This window comes from Streptococcus ferus DSM 20646 (assembly GCF_000372425.1).
Classification (GTDB): domain Bacteria; phylum Bacillota; class Bacilli; order Lactobacillales; family Streptococcaceae; genus Streptococcus; species Streptococcus ferus.
Map to the genome: position 1 here is coordinate 38,752 of NZ_AQVD01000001.1, position 16,597 is coordinate 55,348.

The 16,597-nt window shown below is 43.3% G+C and carries 16 protein-coding genes; 13 read left to right on the forward strand and 3 right to left on the reverse strand.

Annotated elements, in window-relative coordinates:
* Positions 1 to 2: 2 nt before the first annotated feature.
* From A3GY_RS0100220 to ileS, 9 genes are all read left to right on the forward strand, one after another.
* Positions 3 to 1,172: a cell division protein FtsQ/DivIB gene (locus tag A3GY_RS0100220; protein ID WP_018029374.1), complete on the forward strand. Its 1,170-nt coding sequence runs from the start codon at positions 3 to 5 to the stop codon at positions 1,170 to 1,172.
* A gap of 143 nt (positions 1,173 to 1,315) precedes the next feature.
* Positions 1,316 to 2,677, forward strand: a complete 1,362-nt coding sequence (gene ftsA / locus A3GY_RS0100225) for a cell division protein FtsA (RefSeq protein WP_018029375.1) — start codon at positions 1,316 to 1,318, stop codon at positions 2,675 to 2,677.
* Between the two features lie 23 nt (positions 2,678 to 2,700).
* Positions 2,701 to 4,005, forward strand: coding sequence for a cell division protein FtsZ (ftsZ, locus tag A3GY_RS0100230; RefSeq protein WP_018029376.1), 1,305 nt, complete (start codon positions 2,701 to 2,703; stop codon positions 4,003 to 4,005).
* Positions 4,006 to 4,007: 2 nt separating this feature from the next.
* Complete coding sequence (locus A3GY_RS0100235) at positions 4,008 to 4,679, forward strand: YggS family pyridoxal phosphate-dependent enzyme (protein WP_018029377.1); 672 nt, start codon at positions 4,008 to 4,010, stop codon at positions 4,677 to 4,679.
* A 12-nt stretch (positions 4,680 to 4,691) separates the two neighbouring features.
* Positions 4,692 to 5,273, forward strand: coding sequence for a cell division protein SepF (locus A3GY_RS0100240; RefSeq protein WP_018029378.1), 582 nt, complete (start codon positions 4,692 to 4,694; stop codon positions 5,271 to 5,273).
* Between the two features lie 5 nt (positions 5,274 to 5,278).
* Complete coding sequence (locus A3GY_RS0100245; protein WP_018029379.1) at positions 5,279 to 5,536, forward strand: YggT family protein; 258 nt, start codon at positions 5,279 to 5,281, stop codon at positions 5,534 to 5,536.
* A gap of 1 nt (position 5,537) precedes the next feature.
* Positions 5,538 to 6,323: a YlmH family RNA-binding protein gene (locus A3GY_RS0100250; protein WP_018029380.1), complete on the forward strand. Its 786-nt coding sequence runs from the start codon at positions 5,538 to 5,540 to the stop codon at positions 6,321 to 6,323.
* A gap of 14 nt (positions 6,324 to 6,337) precedes the next feature.
* On the forward strand, positions 6,338 to 7,120 hold the full coding sequence (locus tag A3GY_RS0100255) for a DivIVA domain-containing protein (RefSeq protein ID WP_018029381.1): 783 nt from the start codon (positions 6,338 to 6,340) through the stop codon (positions 7,118 to 7,120).
* Between the two features lie 238 nt (positions 7,121 to 7,358).
* Entirely contained in the window at positions 7,359 to 10,157 is a 2,799-nt protein-coding gene (ileS, locus tag A3GY_RS0100260) for an isoleucine--tRNA ligase (RefSeq protein WP_018029382.1), read from the forward strand.
* Between the two features lie 144 nt (positions 10,158 to 10,301).
* On the opposite strand, the gene A3GY_RS0100265 is transcribed toward ileS, so the two are convergent.
* The 3 genes from A3GY_RS0100265 to A3GY_RS0100275 form a co-directional block, all read right to left on the reverse strand.
* Complete coding sequence (locus A3GY_RS0100265; protein ID WP_018029383.1) at positions 10,302 to 10,601, reverse strand: DUF1827 family protein; 300 nt, start codon at positions 10,599 to 10,601, stop codon at positions 10,302 to 10,304.
* A 54-nt stretch (positions 10,602 to 10,655) separates the two neighbouring features.
* On the reverse strand, positions 10,656 to 11,117 hold the full coding sequence (locus tag A3GY_RS0100270; protein ID WP_018029384.1) for an NUDIX hydrolase: 462 nt from the start codon (positions 11,115 to 11,117) through the stop codon (positions 10,656 to 10,658).
* 125 nt (positions 11,118 to 11,242) lie between these two features.
* A complete protein-coding gene (locus A3GY_RS0100275; RefSeq protein WP_018029385.1) occupies positions 11,243 to 13,492 on the reverse strand; it encodes an ATP-dependent Clp protease ATP-binding subunit in 2,250 nt (749 codons plus the stop codon).
* 187 nt (positions 13,493 to 13,679) lie between these two features.
* On the opposite strand from A3GY_RS0100275, the gene argF reads away from it, so the two are divergent.
* From argF to A3GY_RS0100295, 4 genes are all read left to right on the forward strand, one after another.
* Positions 13,680 to 14,660: an ornithine carbamoyltransferase gene (gene argF, locus A3GY_RS0100280; RefSeq protein ID WP_018029386.1), complete on the forward strand. Its 981-nt coding sequence runs from the start codon at positions 13,680 to 13,682 to the stop codon at positions 14,658 to 14,660.
* Positions 14,661 to 14,737: 77 nt separating this feature from the next.
* Entirely contained in the window at positions 14,738 to 14,968 is a 231-nt protein-coding gene (locus tag A3GY_RS0100285; protein ID WP_018029387.1) for a DUF1797 family protein, read from the forward strand.
* 113 nt (positions 14,969 to 15,081) lie between these two features.
* Entirely contained in the window at positions 15,082 to 15,768 is a 687-nt protein-coding gene (locus A3GY_RS0100290) for an amino acid ABC transporter permease (protein WP_018029388.1), read from the forward strand.
* Positions 15,768 to 16,502 (forward strand): amino acid ABC transporter ATP-binding protein, encoded by a 735-nt coding sequence (locus A3GY_RS0100295; protein ID WP_018029389.1) that lies wholly within the window; start codon positions 15,768 to 15,770, stop codon positions 16,500 to 16,502. The genes A3GY_RS0100290 and A3GY_RS0100295 overlap by 1 nt, the downstream gene beginning before the upstream one ends.
* Positions 16,503 to 16,597 lie beyond the last annotated feature (95 nt).

Sequence of the window (16,597 nt, forward strand, 5' to 3'; positions counted from 1 at the left end):
TAATGGCAAAAAACAAGGAAAAAAAAGAAGAGCCAGTCTTAACCGAATGGCAAAAACGCAATCTTGAATTTTTGAAGAAAAAGCAGGCTCAAAAGCTTGAAAAAGACAAGCTGGACGAAAAGCGACTGGCTGAAAAACGGGCACAGCTGGAGGAAATGAAGTCTTTTGAAAAAGAGGAGACTTTGGAGGATGAAGGAAAAGAAACGTCTTCTGCCAAAGATGATAAAGAAGCATCCGAAGAGAAGTCCCAAGCTAAAAAAGCCAAGTCTTCTCAACTGGACGAAGGTAAAGAGAAGCTTCCTAAGAAGAAAGCTAAACCTAAAAAAGAAAGACAAATCCCCCCTAGCCAGATTTGGCAGGCAGTTGCTGTTCTTTCTCTATCTGTCTTGGTCCTTTTGATCGCTGTCTTTTTTATCAGCCCCTACAGTCGTCAAAAAGCCCTTACTGTGTCAGGGAATACCAATGCCAATCAGATAGAACTGCTGGATCAGACAGGTATTAAAGCATCAGATTACATCACTACCATTTTTTGGCATCGCAATGCTTATGCAAAGGCCGCAGCCAATAAAAATCAGTGGGTGAAAAAAGCTGACTTGGTTTATGAATTTCCTAACCGCTTTATCCTGAAAGTAACAGAGTATCGGGTCATCGCTTATTCTCAAACGGCGCAAGGTTATGTTCCTATTCTGGAAAATGGCAGACGTCTTGAGACCGTTAATGCGACAGAGCTGCCCAGCTCTTATCTCGTTATTAACCTAGAGAATGAAGCCGATATTCAGAGCCTAATCAAGCAATTAAGTGCCTTGAATCAAGATTTGGTCAGTCAGATTAAGACCATATCGTCAGCCAATTCCAGCTCGACCAAAGATTTGCTTTCTATTGAGATGACCGATGGCAACACGGTTCGTATTCCGCTTTCTGAATTAGAAAAGAAACTGCCCTATTATTCTAAAATCAAGGATAGCTTAACGGGAGGGCAGATCGTTGATATGGAGGTCGGTATTTACAGCACAAATGCGGCCATTGAAGCCTCTATCGCAGCCTCTCGGACGAGTACAGAAGAGACCAGCAGCGAAACATCGGCAGATCCAAATGCAAGCAGCCAAAGTGAGACTGTCTCAGATAATTCCCAAACAGTGACAGAAGCTACGACCAGCCAAGTTTCAGAATAATAGAAACGCATTAAGTTTATATAACAAAAAGCGCAAAATGCTTACCATTTTCCGCTTTTTTATGTTATAATATTGTCTGAATAATTCTGTTTTTGGACAGTATTTATATAGAACTGATAAGGAAAGATTGAGAGGTCGAGTGAATGGCTAGAGATGGCTTTTTTACAGGATTGGACATAGGGACAAGCTCGATTAAAGTGCTAGTTGCTGAATTTATTAAAGGTGAGATGAATGTTATTGGCGTCAGCAATGTTAAAAGTGCTGGCGTGAAAGATGGCATTATCATTGATATTGACGCTGCTGCAGATGCCATCAAGGCAGCTATTGAAGAAGCAGAAGAAAAAGCTGGGATGTCTATTACAAAGGTAAATGTCTCGCTGCCAGCCAATTTGCTGCAGATTGAGCCTACCCAAGGCATGATTCCGGTTCCGAGTGAATCAAAAGAGATTAAGGATGAAGATGTTGACAGTGTTGTCCGTTCAGCCCTAACTAAGAGTGTCACTCCAGAACGTGAGGTTATCTCTCTGGTGCCTGAAGAATTCATTGTAGATGGTTTTCAGGGCATCCGTGACCCTCGCGGGATGATGGGGATTCGCCTGGAAATGCGTGGTATGATTTATACTGGTCCAAGCACCATCCTGCACAATCTTCGCAAAACCGTTGAACGGGCAGGCATTGAGGTGGAAAACATTGTTATTTCTCCTCTAGCTTTAACCAAGGCTGTTCTTAACGAAGGAGAACGGGAATTTGGAGCGACGGTTATTGACATGGGTGGCGGTCAGACGACGGTTGCAACCATGCGCGCTCAGGAATTGCAGTTCACTAATACTTACGCTGAAGGCGGAGACTACGTCACCAAAGATATTTCTAAAGTGTTGAAAACGTCTCACCAAATTGCGGAGGCTTTGAAATTTAACTTTGGCAGCGCCGATTTATCTAGTGCCAGTCCCTCTGAAACGGTTCAGGTTGAAGTGGTCGGCGAGAATAGTCCGATTGAGGTTTCAGAACGTTATGTCGCAGAAATTATCTCTGCAAGGGTCCGACATGTACTGGATCGGGTGAAACAAGATCTGGAACGCAGTCGTCTGCTAGATTTACCAGGAGGCATTGTTCTCATTGGCGGTGGTGCTATTATGCCGGGTGTTGTTGAGCTTGCTCAGGAAATCTTTGGTGTAGCAGTCAAACTCCATGTGCCAAATCAAGTTGGTATCCGCAATCCAATGTTTGCTAATGTCATTAGCCTTGTTGAGTATGTTGGTCAGCTAACAGAGGTGGATGTCCTAGCGCGAGGGGCAGTTGCAGGAGAAGAAAAACTGCGCCATAAGCCGATTGATTATAAGTCGTCTAACCCTGCACCAAAAACAAGAACATTTGCGCAGCCGCAGCAAAAACCATTAGAAACCTTTGATACCCCTACTGAAGATGCAGCCTTTCAAACAGAAGGCAAGCCTAAGCAAAAGATGGGTGACCGGGTTCGCGGTATGTTTGGCAATTTGTTTGATTAAAATTAAAGTGAGGAATTTATAACATGACCTTTTCATTTGACACAGCATCAGTACAGGGTGCAGTAATTAAAGTTATCGGTGTTGGCGGCGGTGGCGGCAATGCCATTAACCGAATGATTGATGAAGGAGTTGCTGGAGTTGAATTTATCGCAGCCAATACCGATATTCAGGCGCTCAGCAGTTCAAAGGCTGAAACAGTCATCCAGTTAGGACCTAAATTGACTCGTGGTCTGGGTGCTGGAGGTCAGCCTGAAGTTGGCCGTAAAGCAGCTGAAGAAAGCGAAGAAACACTGACAGAAGCCTTGAGCGGTGCCGATATGGTCTTTATCACCGCAGGAATGGGTGGTGGCTCTGGTACTGGTGCAGCGCCCGTGATTGCACGTATTGCCAAAGGTGTAGGAGCTCTTACTGTAGCAGTTGTGACAAGACCTTTTGGCTTTGAAGGAAGCAAGCGCGGCAACTACGCGATTGAAGGGATTAACGAACTGCGTGAGCAAGTTGATACCCTGCTCATTATTTCAAACAATAATCTCTTAGAAATTGTTGATAAGAAAACACCACTTCTTGAGGCTCTTAGTGAAGCTGATAATGTTCTTCGCCAAGGTGTTCAAGGGATCTCTGATTTGATTACCAGCCCAGGGCTTATTAACCTTGACTTTGCTGATGTCAAATCAGTTATGGAAAACAAGGGCAATGCGCTGATGGGAATCGGTATTGGTTCAGGAGAAGAGCGTGTGGTGGAAGCAGCTCGGAAAGCCATTTACTCACCACTTCTTGAAACCACTATTGATGGTGCGGAAGATGTCATTGTCAATGTTACCGGAGGTCTTGATATGACCCTGATTGAAGCTGAAGAAGCATCCGAAATTGTGAATCAGGCAGCAGGACATGGTGTTAATATCTGGCTGGGAACTTCTATTGATGACAGCCTTAAAGATGAAATTCGTGTAACCGTTGTAGCAACAGGCGTTCGTAAAGAAAAAGCAGATAAAGTTGCCGGTTTTCGTTCAGTAGCATCCAGCATTCCACAGCCAAACCAGCAGCCGTTGTCACGGCCATCAGATAATCAGCCGACTGGTTTTGAACGCCGACCAAGTTATGATTTTGACATGGCTGAATCACATGACTTACCGGATGCAGAACCGCGTCAGCCTAAAACACAGGCTGAACCGCAGCAAACATCTGCTTTTGGAGACTGGGATCTTCGCCGTGAAAGCATTGCAAGACCTTCAGAAGGTGAATTGGACAGCAAACTGTCTATGAGCAGCTTTTCAAAAGATGATGATGACGACGAATTAGAAACTCCACCTTTCTTTAAAAACCGTTAATCATGGGGCTAAAGGAAAATAAGCAGCGTCTATTTGAAGAAGTTGCGAATGTCTGCAAAGGTGCAGGACGCAAGCCTGAAGAAGTAACGATAGTAGCTGTTACGAAGTATGTGGACAGTCAAACGGCAGAAGAACTTGTTCAAGCTGGTGTGCAGCATCTAGGTGAGAATCGTGTCGATAAATTTCTTGAGAAATATCAGGCGCTTGCGGACTATGACCTGACTTGGCACCTGATTGGCAGTCTGCAGCGGCGCAAAGTGAAAGATGTGATCAATTATGTTGACTACTTTCACGCTTTGGATTCTCTCAAACTAGCGTCAGAAATCCAAAAGCGTGCTCTGCACCCTATCAAGTGCTTCTTACAAGTGAACATTTCGGGAGAAGAAAGCAAGCACGGCTTTCGTCCAGATCAGGTTGAGGAAGTGGTTCAAAGTCTGAAAGATTTTGACAAGCTTATGATAGTCGGTTTAATGACGATGGCTCCTCTGGGTGCCAGTGACAGCCAACTGGCTGAAATCTTCAAACAGACAGATAATTTAAGGAAATTCTTAAAAGGAAAAAAGATAAAGAATATGCCTATGGAAGACTTGAGCATGGGAATGAGCGGTGATTTTCCTATCGCCATCCAAAATGGCTCAACCTTCGTCAGAATCGGCAGCTCATTCTTTAATTGAACGGAGAAAAACATGGCACTTAGAGATCGATTTGATAAAATTATTTCTTATTTTGACACTGATGAGGTTAGCGAAGTTGAGGAGCAACAGGCTCCTGCACCTGTGAAGCAGCGACAGCCTGAAGCGGCTCAAAAACCAGTTCAGACACAAAGTCAAAGTACACAAGCAAAACCTCGTCCAAGTCAGCAGCAGGGACGTCCGAACCGTCGTCCATCTGCGGCAGCGAATGATGAAAATATCCGCCAGTTCCCAACAGGTGGACGCCCATCTGGGAACCAACCGTCAGCTGTTCAAGATAAAACCACGATTGCTCTCAAATTCCCTCGTAAATACGAGGATGCTGAAGAGATCGTTGACCTCTTGATTCGTAATGAATGTGTCTTGATTGACTTTCAGTACATGCTGGAGGCACAGGCGCGTCGCTGTCTAGATTTTGTCGACGGTGCCAGCAAAGTTCTTTATGGGAACTTACAAAAAGTAGGCTCATCAATGTACTTGCTGACCCCTGCTAATGTCATTGTTGATATTGAAGAAATGACACTGGCTGCTAATGGTCAGGATGTCAGCTTTAACTACGATATGAAAAGACGGTAGGTCAAATGGCATTTTTAATCTATTTGCTGACCCGACTGATAGACGTGTATAGTTTTGTTTTGATTGTTTATGCCTTGCTTTCCTGGTTTCCAAATGCCTATGACTCTGCTTTAGGCAAAATTGTCGTTGGCATCTCCGAGCCTTTATTGAGGCCTTTTAGAGGACTTAATCTTCAGTTTGCTGGATTGGATTTCACGATTGTTTTGGTTATTTTTCTCTTAAATCTCTTAAAGTATTTTTTAGCCAACTTGCTTTATTTTTAGTATGACAAGACAAACAATTTATCAGCATTTTGGAGAAGATGAAAAAGCCTTTGTTGACAAAGCCAAGGATATCCAAAGGCAGGTCGAAGATTATTATAGCCTTCAGCTGACGGATTTTCTAAATCCCAGACAGTTGCAGGTGATGCGGACCGTTTTAGGGCAGTCCTCCCTTCAGACTTTTTCAAGCGGGGATTTCTTTAAATCGGAATATGCCCGTCTTCTTATCGCTCCAGACTATTACGTTTTTGATTCAGAAGATTTTGAGATTTCTCTGATAGAGATTGTTTATCATTCTAAATTTAACCAGTTGACACACGCCCAGATAATGGGCAGTCTCATAAATAAACTTGGTATTGAGCGGCAGATATTCGGTGACATATTGGTTGGTGATGGAAGAGCACAGTTCTTTGTTAAGGCTAATATGGCCGCCTATTTTATAAATACTATAAAAAAAATTGGCCGTGTTGGAGTCACTCTCAAAGAAGTTCCTTTCCATGAGCAACTTCAACTGTCAGCGAAAGCTCAAGAACAAGATATTCTTGTCTCTAGTATGCGTCTTGATGCTATTTTGGCAACAAGTTTGAAAATATCAAGAGGCACTGCTTTGAAACTGATTGAAGCAGAAAAAGTAAAGGTCAATTACGCCACGGTGTCAAAGCCTGCCTTAGAGCTCGTCTTAGGTGATATGCTCAGCATCAGAGGATTTGGGAGATTGACCTTGACTAGGGATAAGGGCTTTTCCAAGAGCGGAAAGCATAAATTAATAATTGATCGCATTGCACACTAAATAAGGAGAAACGAATGGCACTTACAGCACTTGAAATTAAAGATAAGACATTTAATACCAAAATGTTTGGTTATAACACCCAAGAAGTAGAGGAATTCTTGGATATTGTCGTTGATGATTATGAAGAGCAGGTTCGTCTTAATCGTGAAAAAGACAGCCGGATTAAAGAGTTAGAAGACAAATTGGCTTATTTTGATGAGATGAAAGAGTCCCTCAGCCAATCTGTTATTTTAGCTCAGGAGACAGCTGAAAAGGTGAAATTATCCGCTAATACGGAATCAACTAACTTATTGACTAAGGCTACTTATGAATCAGAACATTTAATTGAAGGAGCCAAACAAAAAGCCAATCAGATTCTTCGGGATGCAACGGATGAAGCCAAGCGAGTTGCTATTGAAACAGAAGAACTTAAACGTCAAACTCGTGTCTTCCATCAGCGTCTAATGTCAACTATCGAAGGTCAGCTAGGTCTCATCAATTCTCCTGAGTGGACAGAATTGCTTCAGCCAACAGCTGTTTATCTGCAAAATTCAGATGCAGCTTTTAAGGAAGTGGTTGAAAAAGTTTTGGATGAAGAAGTTCCTGAGTCCAATGACTATGCTTCAGCAGATGCAACGCGTCAGTTTTCTCCTGAAGAAATGGAAGATTTACAGCGCCGAGTGGCTGAAGGCAACCGAGTTCTCCATGAAACACAGCAATTTGATCAGCCTTTGATTCCAAATGACGGAGAAGAAGTGGTTGCTGATGAGCCAAATCTGAATGAGACACAAACCTTTAAATTAAATATTAACGAATAACAGAAAGCACAGTGGCAATCAATCATAACAGCGAGTAAGCGTCGGTGGAAGGCTTATATTACTTTGATTGCTTCTTATCATTCTGTTCGTTTTCTGCCTGAACATAAAAAGACTAAGGCAGGAGGGAGGGCTCACCTTACGAGTCAAGAGGGATAGGGCTTGTTCCTATCTAAAATAAGGTGGTACCACGAACTTTCGTCCTTTGGCGAGGGTTCTTTTTTATTGTGAAAGGATAAAAATGAAATTAAAAGAAACGCTAAACCTCGGAAAAACATCATTTCCAATGCGGGCAGGACTTCCTAATAAAGAACCGCAGTGGCAAAAAGAATGGGAAGCAGCAGATATTTATGGCAAAAGACAGGCTATAAATGCGAATAAGCCGAGCTTCTTTCTGCATGACGGCCCTCCTTATGCCAATGGCAATATTCATCTGGGGCATGCCTTAAACAAAGTCTCAAAGGATATCATTATTCGGTCTAAGTCCATGATGGGTTATCGAGCACCTTATGTTCCTGGGTGGGATACACATGGTCTGCCGATTGAGCAGGTTCTTTCTAAAAAAGGTGTCAAGCGCAAAGAGATGGATTTAGCTGACTATCTTGACATGTGTCGGGATTATGCGCTTAGTCAGGTTGATAAACAGCGTGAGGATTTTAAACGTCTAGGTGTTTCGGGGGATTGGGAAAATCCTTATATTACTCTGATGCCGGAATATGAAGCAGCGCAAATCCGTGTTTTTGGTACCATGGCTGACAAGGGCTACATTTATCGAGGGGCAAAGCCGGTGTACTGGTCATGGTCTTCTGAATCGGCTCTGGCTGAGGCTGAAATTGAGTATCACGATTTAGAATCAACGTCACTATACTACGCTAACCGAGTTAAGGATGGTAAGGGACTTTTAGATACGAACACTTATATTGTCGTCTGGACAACAACTCCTTTTACGATTACCGCTTCGCGTGGCTTAACGGTCGGTCCGGATCTTGTTTATGCCCTTGTTAAACCTGCTAACGACGCCCGTCAGTTTCTTGTAGCGCACGAAATGGTTGCAGACCTGTCTGCACGCTTTGGCTGGGAAAATCCAGAAATTCTCAAGACTTACAAAGGGATTGAACTGGATCGTATTGTGACGGAGCACCCATGGGATAAGGATGTCGATGAATTAGTCCTAAATGGTGATCATGTGACCCTTGATTCAGGTACCGGAATTGTCCATACGGCGCCTGGCTTTGGTGAAGATGACTATAATGTAGGTGTTAAATATGGACTTGATGTGGTTGTTACCGTTAATGAACGCGGTATTATGATGGAAAATGCGGGTCCTGATTTTGAAGGGCAGTTCTATGATAAGATTACGCCGCTTGTTCAAGAAAAGCTGGGAGATTTGCTCCTTGCTTCAGAAGTCATCAGCCACTCCTATCCATTTGACTGGCGGACGAAAAAGCCAATTATCTGGCGCGCTGTTCCTCAGTGGTTTGCTTCCGTTTCAAAATTCCGTCAAGATATCTTGGATGAAATTGATAAAACAGCCTTCTATCCAGCTTGGGGACGGACACGTCTTTACAATATGATTCGCGATCGTGGTGATTGGGTCATCTCCCGTCAGCGTGCTTGGGGAGTTCCTCTGCCGATTTTTTACGCTGAAGATGGAACAGCTATCATGACCAAAGAGGTTACAGACCATGTGGCAGACTTGTTCGCAGAACATGGTTCCATTGTTTGGTGGCAGCGGGATGCCAAAGACCTTCTGCCGGAAGGCTTCAGTCATCCTGCTTCTCCAAACGGGCACTTCACTAAAGAAACCGATATTATGGATGTTTGGTTTGATTCAGGTTCTTCTTGGAATGGAGTTCTCAATACAAGGGATAATCTAGGTTATCCAGCGGATCTCTATCTTGAGGGTTCTGACCAATACCGTGGTTGGTTTAATTCTTCCCTAATCACATCTGTGGCAGTTAATGAAAAAGCGCCTTATAAGGCTGTCTTGTCTCAAGGTTTTGTCCTTGATGGCAAGGGAGAGAAGATGTCTAAGTCATTGGGGAATACCATTTTACCGAGCGATGTGGAGAAACAGTTTGGCGCGGAGATTTTGCGTCTTTGGGTTATCAGCGTTGACTCCAGCAATGATGTCCGCGTCTCAATGGATATTCTGGCACAGGTATCAGAAACCTACCGTAAGATCCGCAACACCTTGCGCTTCCTACTGGCCAATACAGCTGATTTTAATCCTAAAACAGATACTGTCGCTTATGAGGACTTGGCTTCTGCTGATAAATACATGACCATTAAATTCAATCAGTTGGTGAAAACCATTACTCAAGCCTATGAGGACTATGATTTTATTGCCATTTATAAGGCTGTGGTTAATTTTGTGACGGTAGAATTATCCGCCTTCTATTTAGATTTTGCCAAAGATGTGGTGTATATTGAAGCTGAGAATTCCTTGGCACGCCGCCAAATGCAGACGGTATTCTATGACATTTTAGTTAAGATTACCAAGCTCTTGACGCCAGTTCTGCCTCATACCAGCGAGGAAATCTGGTCTTATTTGGAGCATGAAGCAGAGGATTTCGTTCAGCTGGCTGAAATCCCACAGGCTCAGTATTTTGCTGGTCAGGAAGAGATTTTAGAGACTTGGGGTGCTTTCATGTCACTCCGAGACAAGGTTCAAAAAGCTTTAGAAGAAGCACGCTCCGAAAAAGTGATTGGTAAATCTTTAGAAGCTCATCTGACAATCTATGCTAACGAAGAAGTAGAGACTCTATTGACAACTCTTGACAGTGATATTGCTCAGCTGCTGATTGTTTCTCAGTTAAGTATCAGCCGAGAGACTGCTCCAGAAGGAGCACTTGTCTTTGATGATTTTGCACTGACGGTTTCTCGGGCAGAAGGTCAGGTTTGTGAACGCTGCCGCCGTACGGATCCAAGCGTCGGAAACCATGCCAATCCTCATCTTGCGATGGTCTGTGACCACTGTGCACGTATTTTGGAAGAGCATTTTTCCCAAGCTGTTGCTGAAGGCTTTGAGACAAAGTAATCATCACGATTTATTAAGCTAAGAAAAAGACCAAAGGGCTATTTAAAAGGGCTCCTTGGTCTTTTTGCTTGTAAGACAGTTGGCTTCGCTTGCTTTTTAAGACTAAAAAAACAGCTCAGAGGCTGTTTTTAGTTATGCGATTGTTTACTTAATTGGGATTGACATTTCAATCAATTTGGGTGTGTGGATGGTTTTGATCTGATCCGGAAGAATGTCTTTTTCGTCAATTCGACGTCTGAAGAAAAATTCACGGATACTTTCTAGTTCGTTATCTTTAATCGCTCGATGCTTATTTGAAATCAAGATTTCATAGTGCTTTGGAGCTTGTGAGAAAACAACATCGGTGTTCCCAGCTGAAAAGGTCTCGACAAGGGTTGCGTCGGTATTTTTTAATTGTTGCTTGACTAATCGCTGGTGACTGCTGGTCGTGTTTATGAGCCTCATGATTTTCCTCCTAGATAACTTTAGTAATATTATAGCACTATTTAAAGTGAAATGTTAGTCTAAATTGTCCTTCTTCTGGTCTTTTTGCCAGCTTTCAATACCCCAACGGTGACTGCCGCGCTTGAGCTTAGCCTTGGCTTCCTCAACGGGGAACCAGGCCAGATGATTAAAATCTTCTAGGGGCTTTCCAATTTTGGTAAAAGAGATCACTTCATAAAGATAGGCAGGGTTATAAAAATAGGTATCTCTGTGGCTAGAGTAGAAGTATTCATCCGCCTGACCGTAATAATGCCCCACTTGAGCGGAAAAACCAAGTTCTTCCACTAATTCGCGCTCAAGAGCCTGCAGATGATCTTCGCCAGCCTCAATCTCACCGCCAGGTAAAAACCAAGCGCCATTAGGGGCCTGAACGAGAATAATCTTGTCCTTAGTTGGGTTGGGGATGACAGCATAAACACCGTAGCGTTCCTTATAGCTGATGCCGTCTATTTTATCTCCGAATACTGGGTTATTCATAGCTGATGTCCTCTGGGAATCTTTTATTGTTATATTATACTAAAAATACTGAAAAATACCAGTTCTTGAACTGCTGCGAATGGTGTTCTTGTTAAAAAGCTTACAGAATATCTGTAAGCCTTTGGTTACTTGCTTGATGTTTCAACCTTTGCAGCAGACTTGATGCTAATATTCCCTTGGCTGGTCATAACCGCCTTGAGATTTTTTTGATCAGGATGTTCTAAGTAGTAGTCTGTGATAGCATCCTCAATATGTTCCTGAATAGTGCGGCGCAGCGGGCGAGCCCCCATTTTAGGATCATAACCAAGGTCAACTAACTTTTCTTTAACTTTAGCCGTCACATCTAGATGAATGCCATTACTTGCCAGACGGTTATTGACATCATCCAGCATAAGGTCAACGATTTTAAGAAGCTCTGTCTTCCCTAAAGCCTGAAACTCAATAATACCATCAAAACGGTTCATAAATTCTGGGCTAAAGAAGTTTCCAAGTTCTCCCAAAACAGAATGGGTACGGCCTTCACGGCTAGCCCCAAAGCCAACACTGGCTTCGGCTTTGCCAGTTCCGGCATTTGAGGTCATGATGATAATGGTATCCTTGAAGCTGACTGTGCGCCCTTGTCCATCTGTGAGGCGGCCGTCATCAAGCACCTGCAAGAACATGTGCATAACATCGGGGTGAGCCTTTTCAACTTCATCTAATAGGATGAGTGAGTAAGGATTTCGGCGAACTTTTTCAGTTAGCTGACCGGCCTCATCGTAGCCGACATAGCCCGGAGGGGCACCAACTAGTTTGGATACAGCATGTTTTTCCATGTATTCACTCATGTCAAAGCGAATCATGCTGTCGGCAGAGCCAAAGAGTTCAATGGCTAATTGTTTGGAAAGCTCGGTTTTACCAACGCCTGTCGGACCGACAAAGAGGAAACTGCCAATAGGACGATTAGGTGTGCCAAGTCCCACTCGGTTCCGGCGGATGGCCTTGGCAATTTTTTCCACGGCATCATCCTGCCCAATAACATGAGACTTGAGATCATCAGCGAGGTTAATAAGCTGAGACTGCTCTTTTTCTTTCAGATCGCCGACTGGGATATTTGTCTTTTGTTCAACAATGGCTTCAATGTTTTTCTCAGTGATAATAGGAATGTCCTGCTCATCAAGATTGGCAGCCTGCATTTCCTTATATTTGGCGATTTGATCTCGGAAGTAGGCGGCTTTTTCGTAGTCCTCGTCCCGTGTCGCCTGTGCCTTAAGATTTTCAGCCTCAATCAACCGCTGATCGATTTCTTTGGGGTCAACGAAATTAAGGGTTAGATTCATCTTAGAACCAGATTCGTCCAGGAGGTCAATGGCCTTGTCGGGAAGGAAGCGGTCTTGGATGTAGCGGTTGGACAGGTTAGCCGCTGCTTCAATGGCCTCATCAGTATACTTAACATGATGGTAGTCTTCGTATTTAGGCTGGATACCTTTAAGGATCGTAATCGTTTCTTCAACGCTGGGTTCATCGACCTTAACGGGCTGCATCCGACGTTCCAAGGCTGCATCTTTTTCGATAATGCGATACTCATTCAGGGTTGTAGCACCTACCAATTGGAGTTCACCGCGGGCAAGAGCAGGCTTCAGAATATTGCCAGCATCCATATTGCCATCACCGGCATTACCAGCACCGACAATTTCATGAATTTCATCAATGAAAAGGATGACATCCTGACGATTGCGGATTTCTTCCATGAGTTTTTGCATTCGTTCTTCAAACTGTCCGCGGATACCTGTTCCCTGCACCAGACTGACCACATCTAAGCGGATGACATTGCGGCCCTGCAGTTTCTGAGGGACATCACCGTCAACAATCTTTTGAGCCAGCCCCTCAACAACAGCTGTCTTGCCGACCCCTGGCTCACCAATAAGAACGGGGTTGTTTTTGGTGCGTCGGTTGAGAATCTCAATAACGCGGACAATTTCGTCATCACGGCCAATAACAGGGTCAATATTTCCCTGACGGGCTAGGTCAGTCACATTGATACCAAATTCTTCTAGCAGGCCTTGTGGCTGCTGGGGTGCCTGAGGCTGTCTTGGACGGCCGCCTCCAATGCCTCCAGACCCATTACCGCCCTGTCCGCCGGACTGTGTCTTAGGAGCATTGGGCAGCTCTTGATTGTTGAAAGCACGGAAGTTGTTTAAGTCACCAAAGAAATCATCAAAGAAAGGATTGATCCCATCTGACGGATTGCCTAAATTGGCTAAGAAACTATTCTTAGGATCTGTCTTCATAATTTGGTAGCAGTTCTGGCAGAGGTCAACTTGCTTTTGCTGACCGTTAACGTTTGTATATAAATGTATGGTTGATTCATTTAACTGACAATTTTGACAAAGCATATACTTACCTCGTTTCTCTAGGTTTTAGTCGGCCATTCTTTTATGGTCAATAATGGTCAAATTTTATAAATCAATTATAACACCTCTGGCAGACAAAGCAAGTAAAAAGATTCTTTCAGAGGAAAAGCTTGACATTTTTATAAAATACTATAGAATATAATGTATATTTATTCATTAGGAGGCCCTTATGTCCCCAACGACATCATTTGTGAAGGAAATTGATTTTAGCAAAGCAGAATTAGAAGAACTGATTGATCTGTCTCTTCATTTTAAGGCTTTGAAGAAGGATGGTCTTGTTCATAACTATTTGCAAGGTTATAATATCGCTCTGATTTTTGAGAAAAGCTCCACACGAACAAGGAGTGCCTTTACCGTTGCCGGTCAGGATTTGGGCATGAATGTGACCTATCTTGGAGCGGGTGAGATCCAGCTAGGTAAGAAAGAATCGGTTGTTGATACGGCTAAAGTGCTGGGCTCTATGTTTGATGGTATTGAATATCGGGGTTTCTCGCAGGAAGACGTTGAGCTGCTGGCGCAGCACGCCGGTGTTCCTGTCTGGAATGGATTGACGGATACCTGGCATCCAACCCAGATGATTGCTGATTTTATGACCCTAAAAGAGGTTTTTGGCAGTTTAGAAGGTCTGACTCTGGTCTATGTCGGGGATGGGCGCAATAATATGGCCAATTCACTTTTGGTAACTTCAGCTATTTTGGGGCTTCATATTAAGATTATCGCTCCTGAATCTCTTCAGCCAGAAGAAGAAATTGTCGCCCTGGCTAAGCAGCATCAGACGGGCGGAGAGATTACCATCACAGACGATCTTGCTCAGGTAGCAGGTGCCGATATCCTTTATACAGATGTTTGGGTTTCTATGGGAGAAGCGGTTAACTTTAAAGAAAGAATTGATTTATTGCTGCCTTATCAGATTAATCAAGGTTTGCTGGAAAAGACCGGCAATCCCGATGTGATTGTGCTGCACTGTCTGCCAGCCTTTCACGACCTCAACACCCAAATTGGTCGGGAAATCTATGATCAGTATGGTTATGCTGAACTGGAGATTACAGATGAGGTTTTCCAAAAGTACAGTTCTTATATTTTTCAGGAGGCTGAGAATCGGATGCATTCTATTAAGGCCATTATGTACTACAGTCTGAAAAATCGTTAATTTTATGCTTTTCTTGTGCCTTTCCTTGCTTTTATGTTAAAATAGAAGAGGTCAATAAACTTTTATAGGAGAACAAGATGGAATCACATTTAGTGAGAATCATCAATCGTCTGGAATTAATGGCGACTGATGGCGGTAATTTAAAACGTAATTTTGAACGTGACGGTGTTGTCGTAGCAGAGGTGGCTTTTAACAATGATCCAGAAAATGGACCGGTGTTTACACTACGTGATGTGGCAGCGCGTGAATCGTATACTTTTGACAGTATCGACTTAATCGCTATGGAAATTTATGATTTGCTCTACTAACGAGCAGTCACTTCTTTGGAGTCAGGCTTAGGCTTGACTTTTTTTCTTGGATGTTTGTATTTTTATTCAATTATATGGTATAATACAGCTTATAAGTATAGAGGAGCTTCAAGATGGATTTTTCATTTTTACCTAAATATTGGTCCTATTTTAACTACGGTGTTTTAGTGACCATTATGATTTCAGCCTGTGTGGTTTTTTTCGGAACGATTATCGGTGTGCTGGTTGCCCTTGTCAAACGGTCTAATATCAAATTTTTAGACTGGTTGGTCAGTTTTTATGTCTGGGTTTTCCGGGGGACACCTATGGTCGTTCAGATTATGATTTCCTTTGCCATCATGCATTTTTCTAATATGCCTATTATTTCAATCGGTGTTTTGGATATGGATTTTTCGCGTCTTCTGCCGGGAATCATCGTCCTGTCGCTTAATAGCGGTGCCTATATTTCGGAGACTGTTCGGGCAGGTATTGAGGCTGTTCCTAAAGGGCAGATTGAGGCAGCTTATTCATTGGGTCTCAAGCCGAGCTATACCATGCGTTATGTAGTACTGCCTCAGGCCTTTAAGAATATTTTGCCAGCCTTGGGGAATGAATTTATTACCATCATCAAAGATAGTTCACTGTTACAAACCATCGGGGTTATGGAATTGTGGAATGGCGCCCAGTCGGTTGTAACAGCTACCTACCTGCCAATCACACCGCTTTTGTTTGGCGCTTTCTATTATTTGATGATTACCACCTTAATGTCCTTTTTACTGAAGTTATTAGAAAAACGGTTTGGTAAAGGAGAAGTGAGCTGATGACAGAAACTTTGATTCATATTGAAAATCTTCATAAATCTTTTGGAAACAACCAAGTTCTTCGGGGCATTGATCTGTCGATTGTCAAAGGGGAAGTCGTGGTGATTATTGGTCCTTCCGGTTCTGGCAAGTCGACTTTCCTAAGAACCATGAACTTGCTGGAAGTACCGACCGAAGGGAAGATTACCTTCGAAGGTGTGGACATCACAGATAAGAGTAATGACATCTTCAAAATGCGGGAAAAGATGGGAATGGTTTTCCAGCAGTTTAATCTCTTTCCCAATATGACGGTTTTAGAAAATATTACCCTATCTCCCATTAAAACGAAGGGACTGTCCAAAGCAGAAGCAGAAGAAAAAGCCTATGCACTTCTAGAAAAAGTTGGTCTGCGCGATAAGGCGGAGAGCTATCCTCAAAGTCTTTCTGGGGGTCAGCAGCAGCGTATTGCGATTGCTCGGGGGCTGGCAATGGATCCAGATGTTCTGCTTTTTGATGAGCCGACATCCGCTCTTGACCCAGAGATGGTTGGGGAAGTCCTAGCCGTGATGCAGGATTTGGCCAAATCTGGGATGACCATGGCCATCGTCACCCACGAAATGGGCTTTGCGCGTGAAGTAGCAGACCGTGTCATTTTTATGGACGGCGGAGTTATTGTTGAAGAGGGCAGCCCAACTCAAGTTTTTGAGGAAACGCAAGAAGAACGGACTAAAGATTTCTTAAGTAAAGTGTTGTAAAAGCCAATATTGGCTTTTTTTGAATTGTCTGACAATTTTTTAAAAAGATGCTATAATAGAGGTTACCAATCTTATCAGTAACATTTGAGGAACAA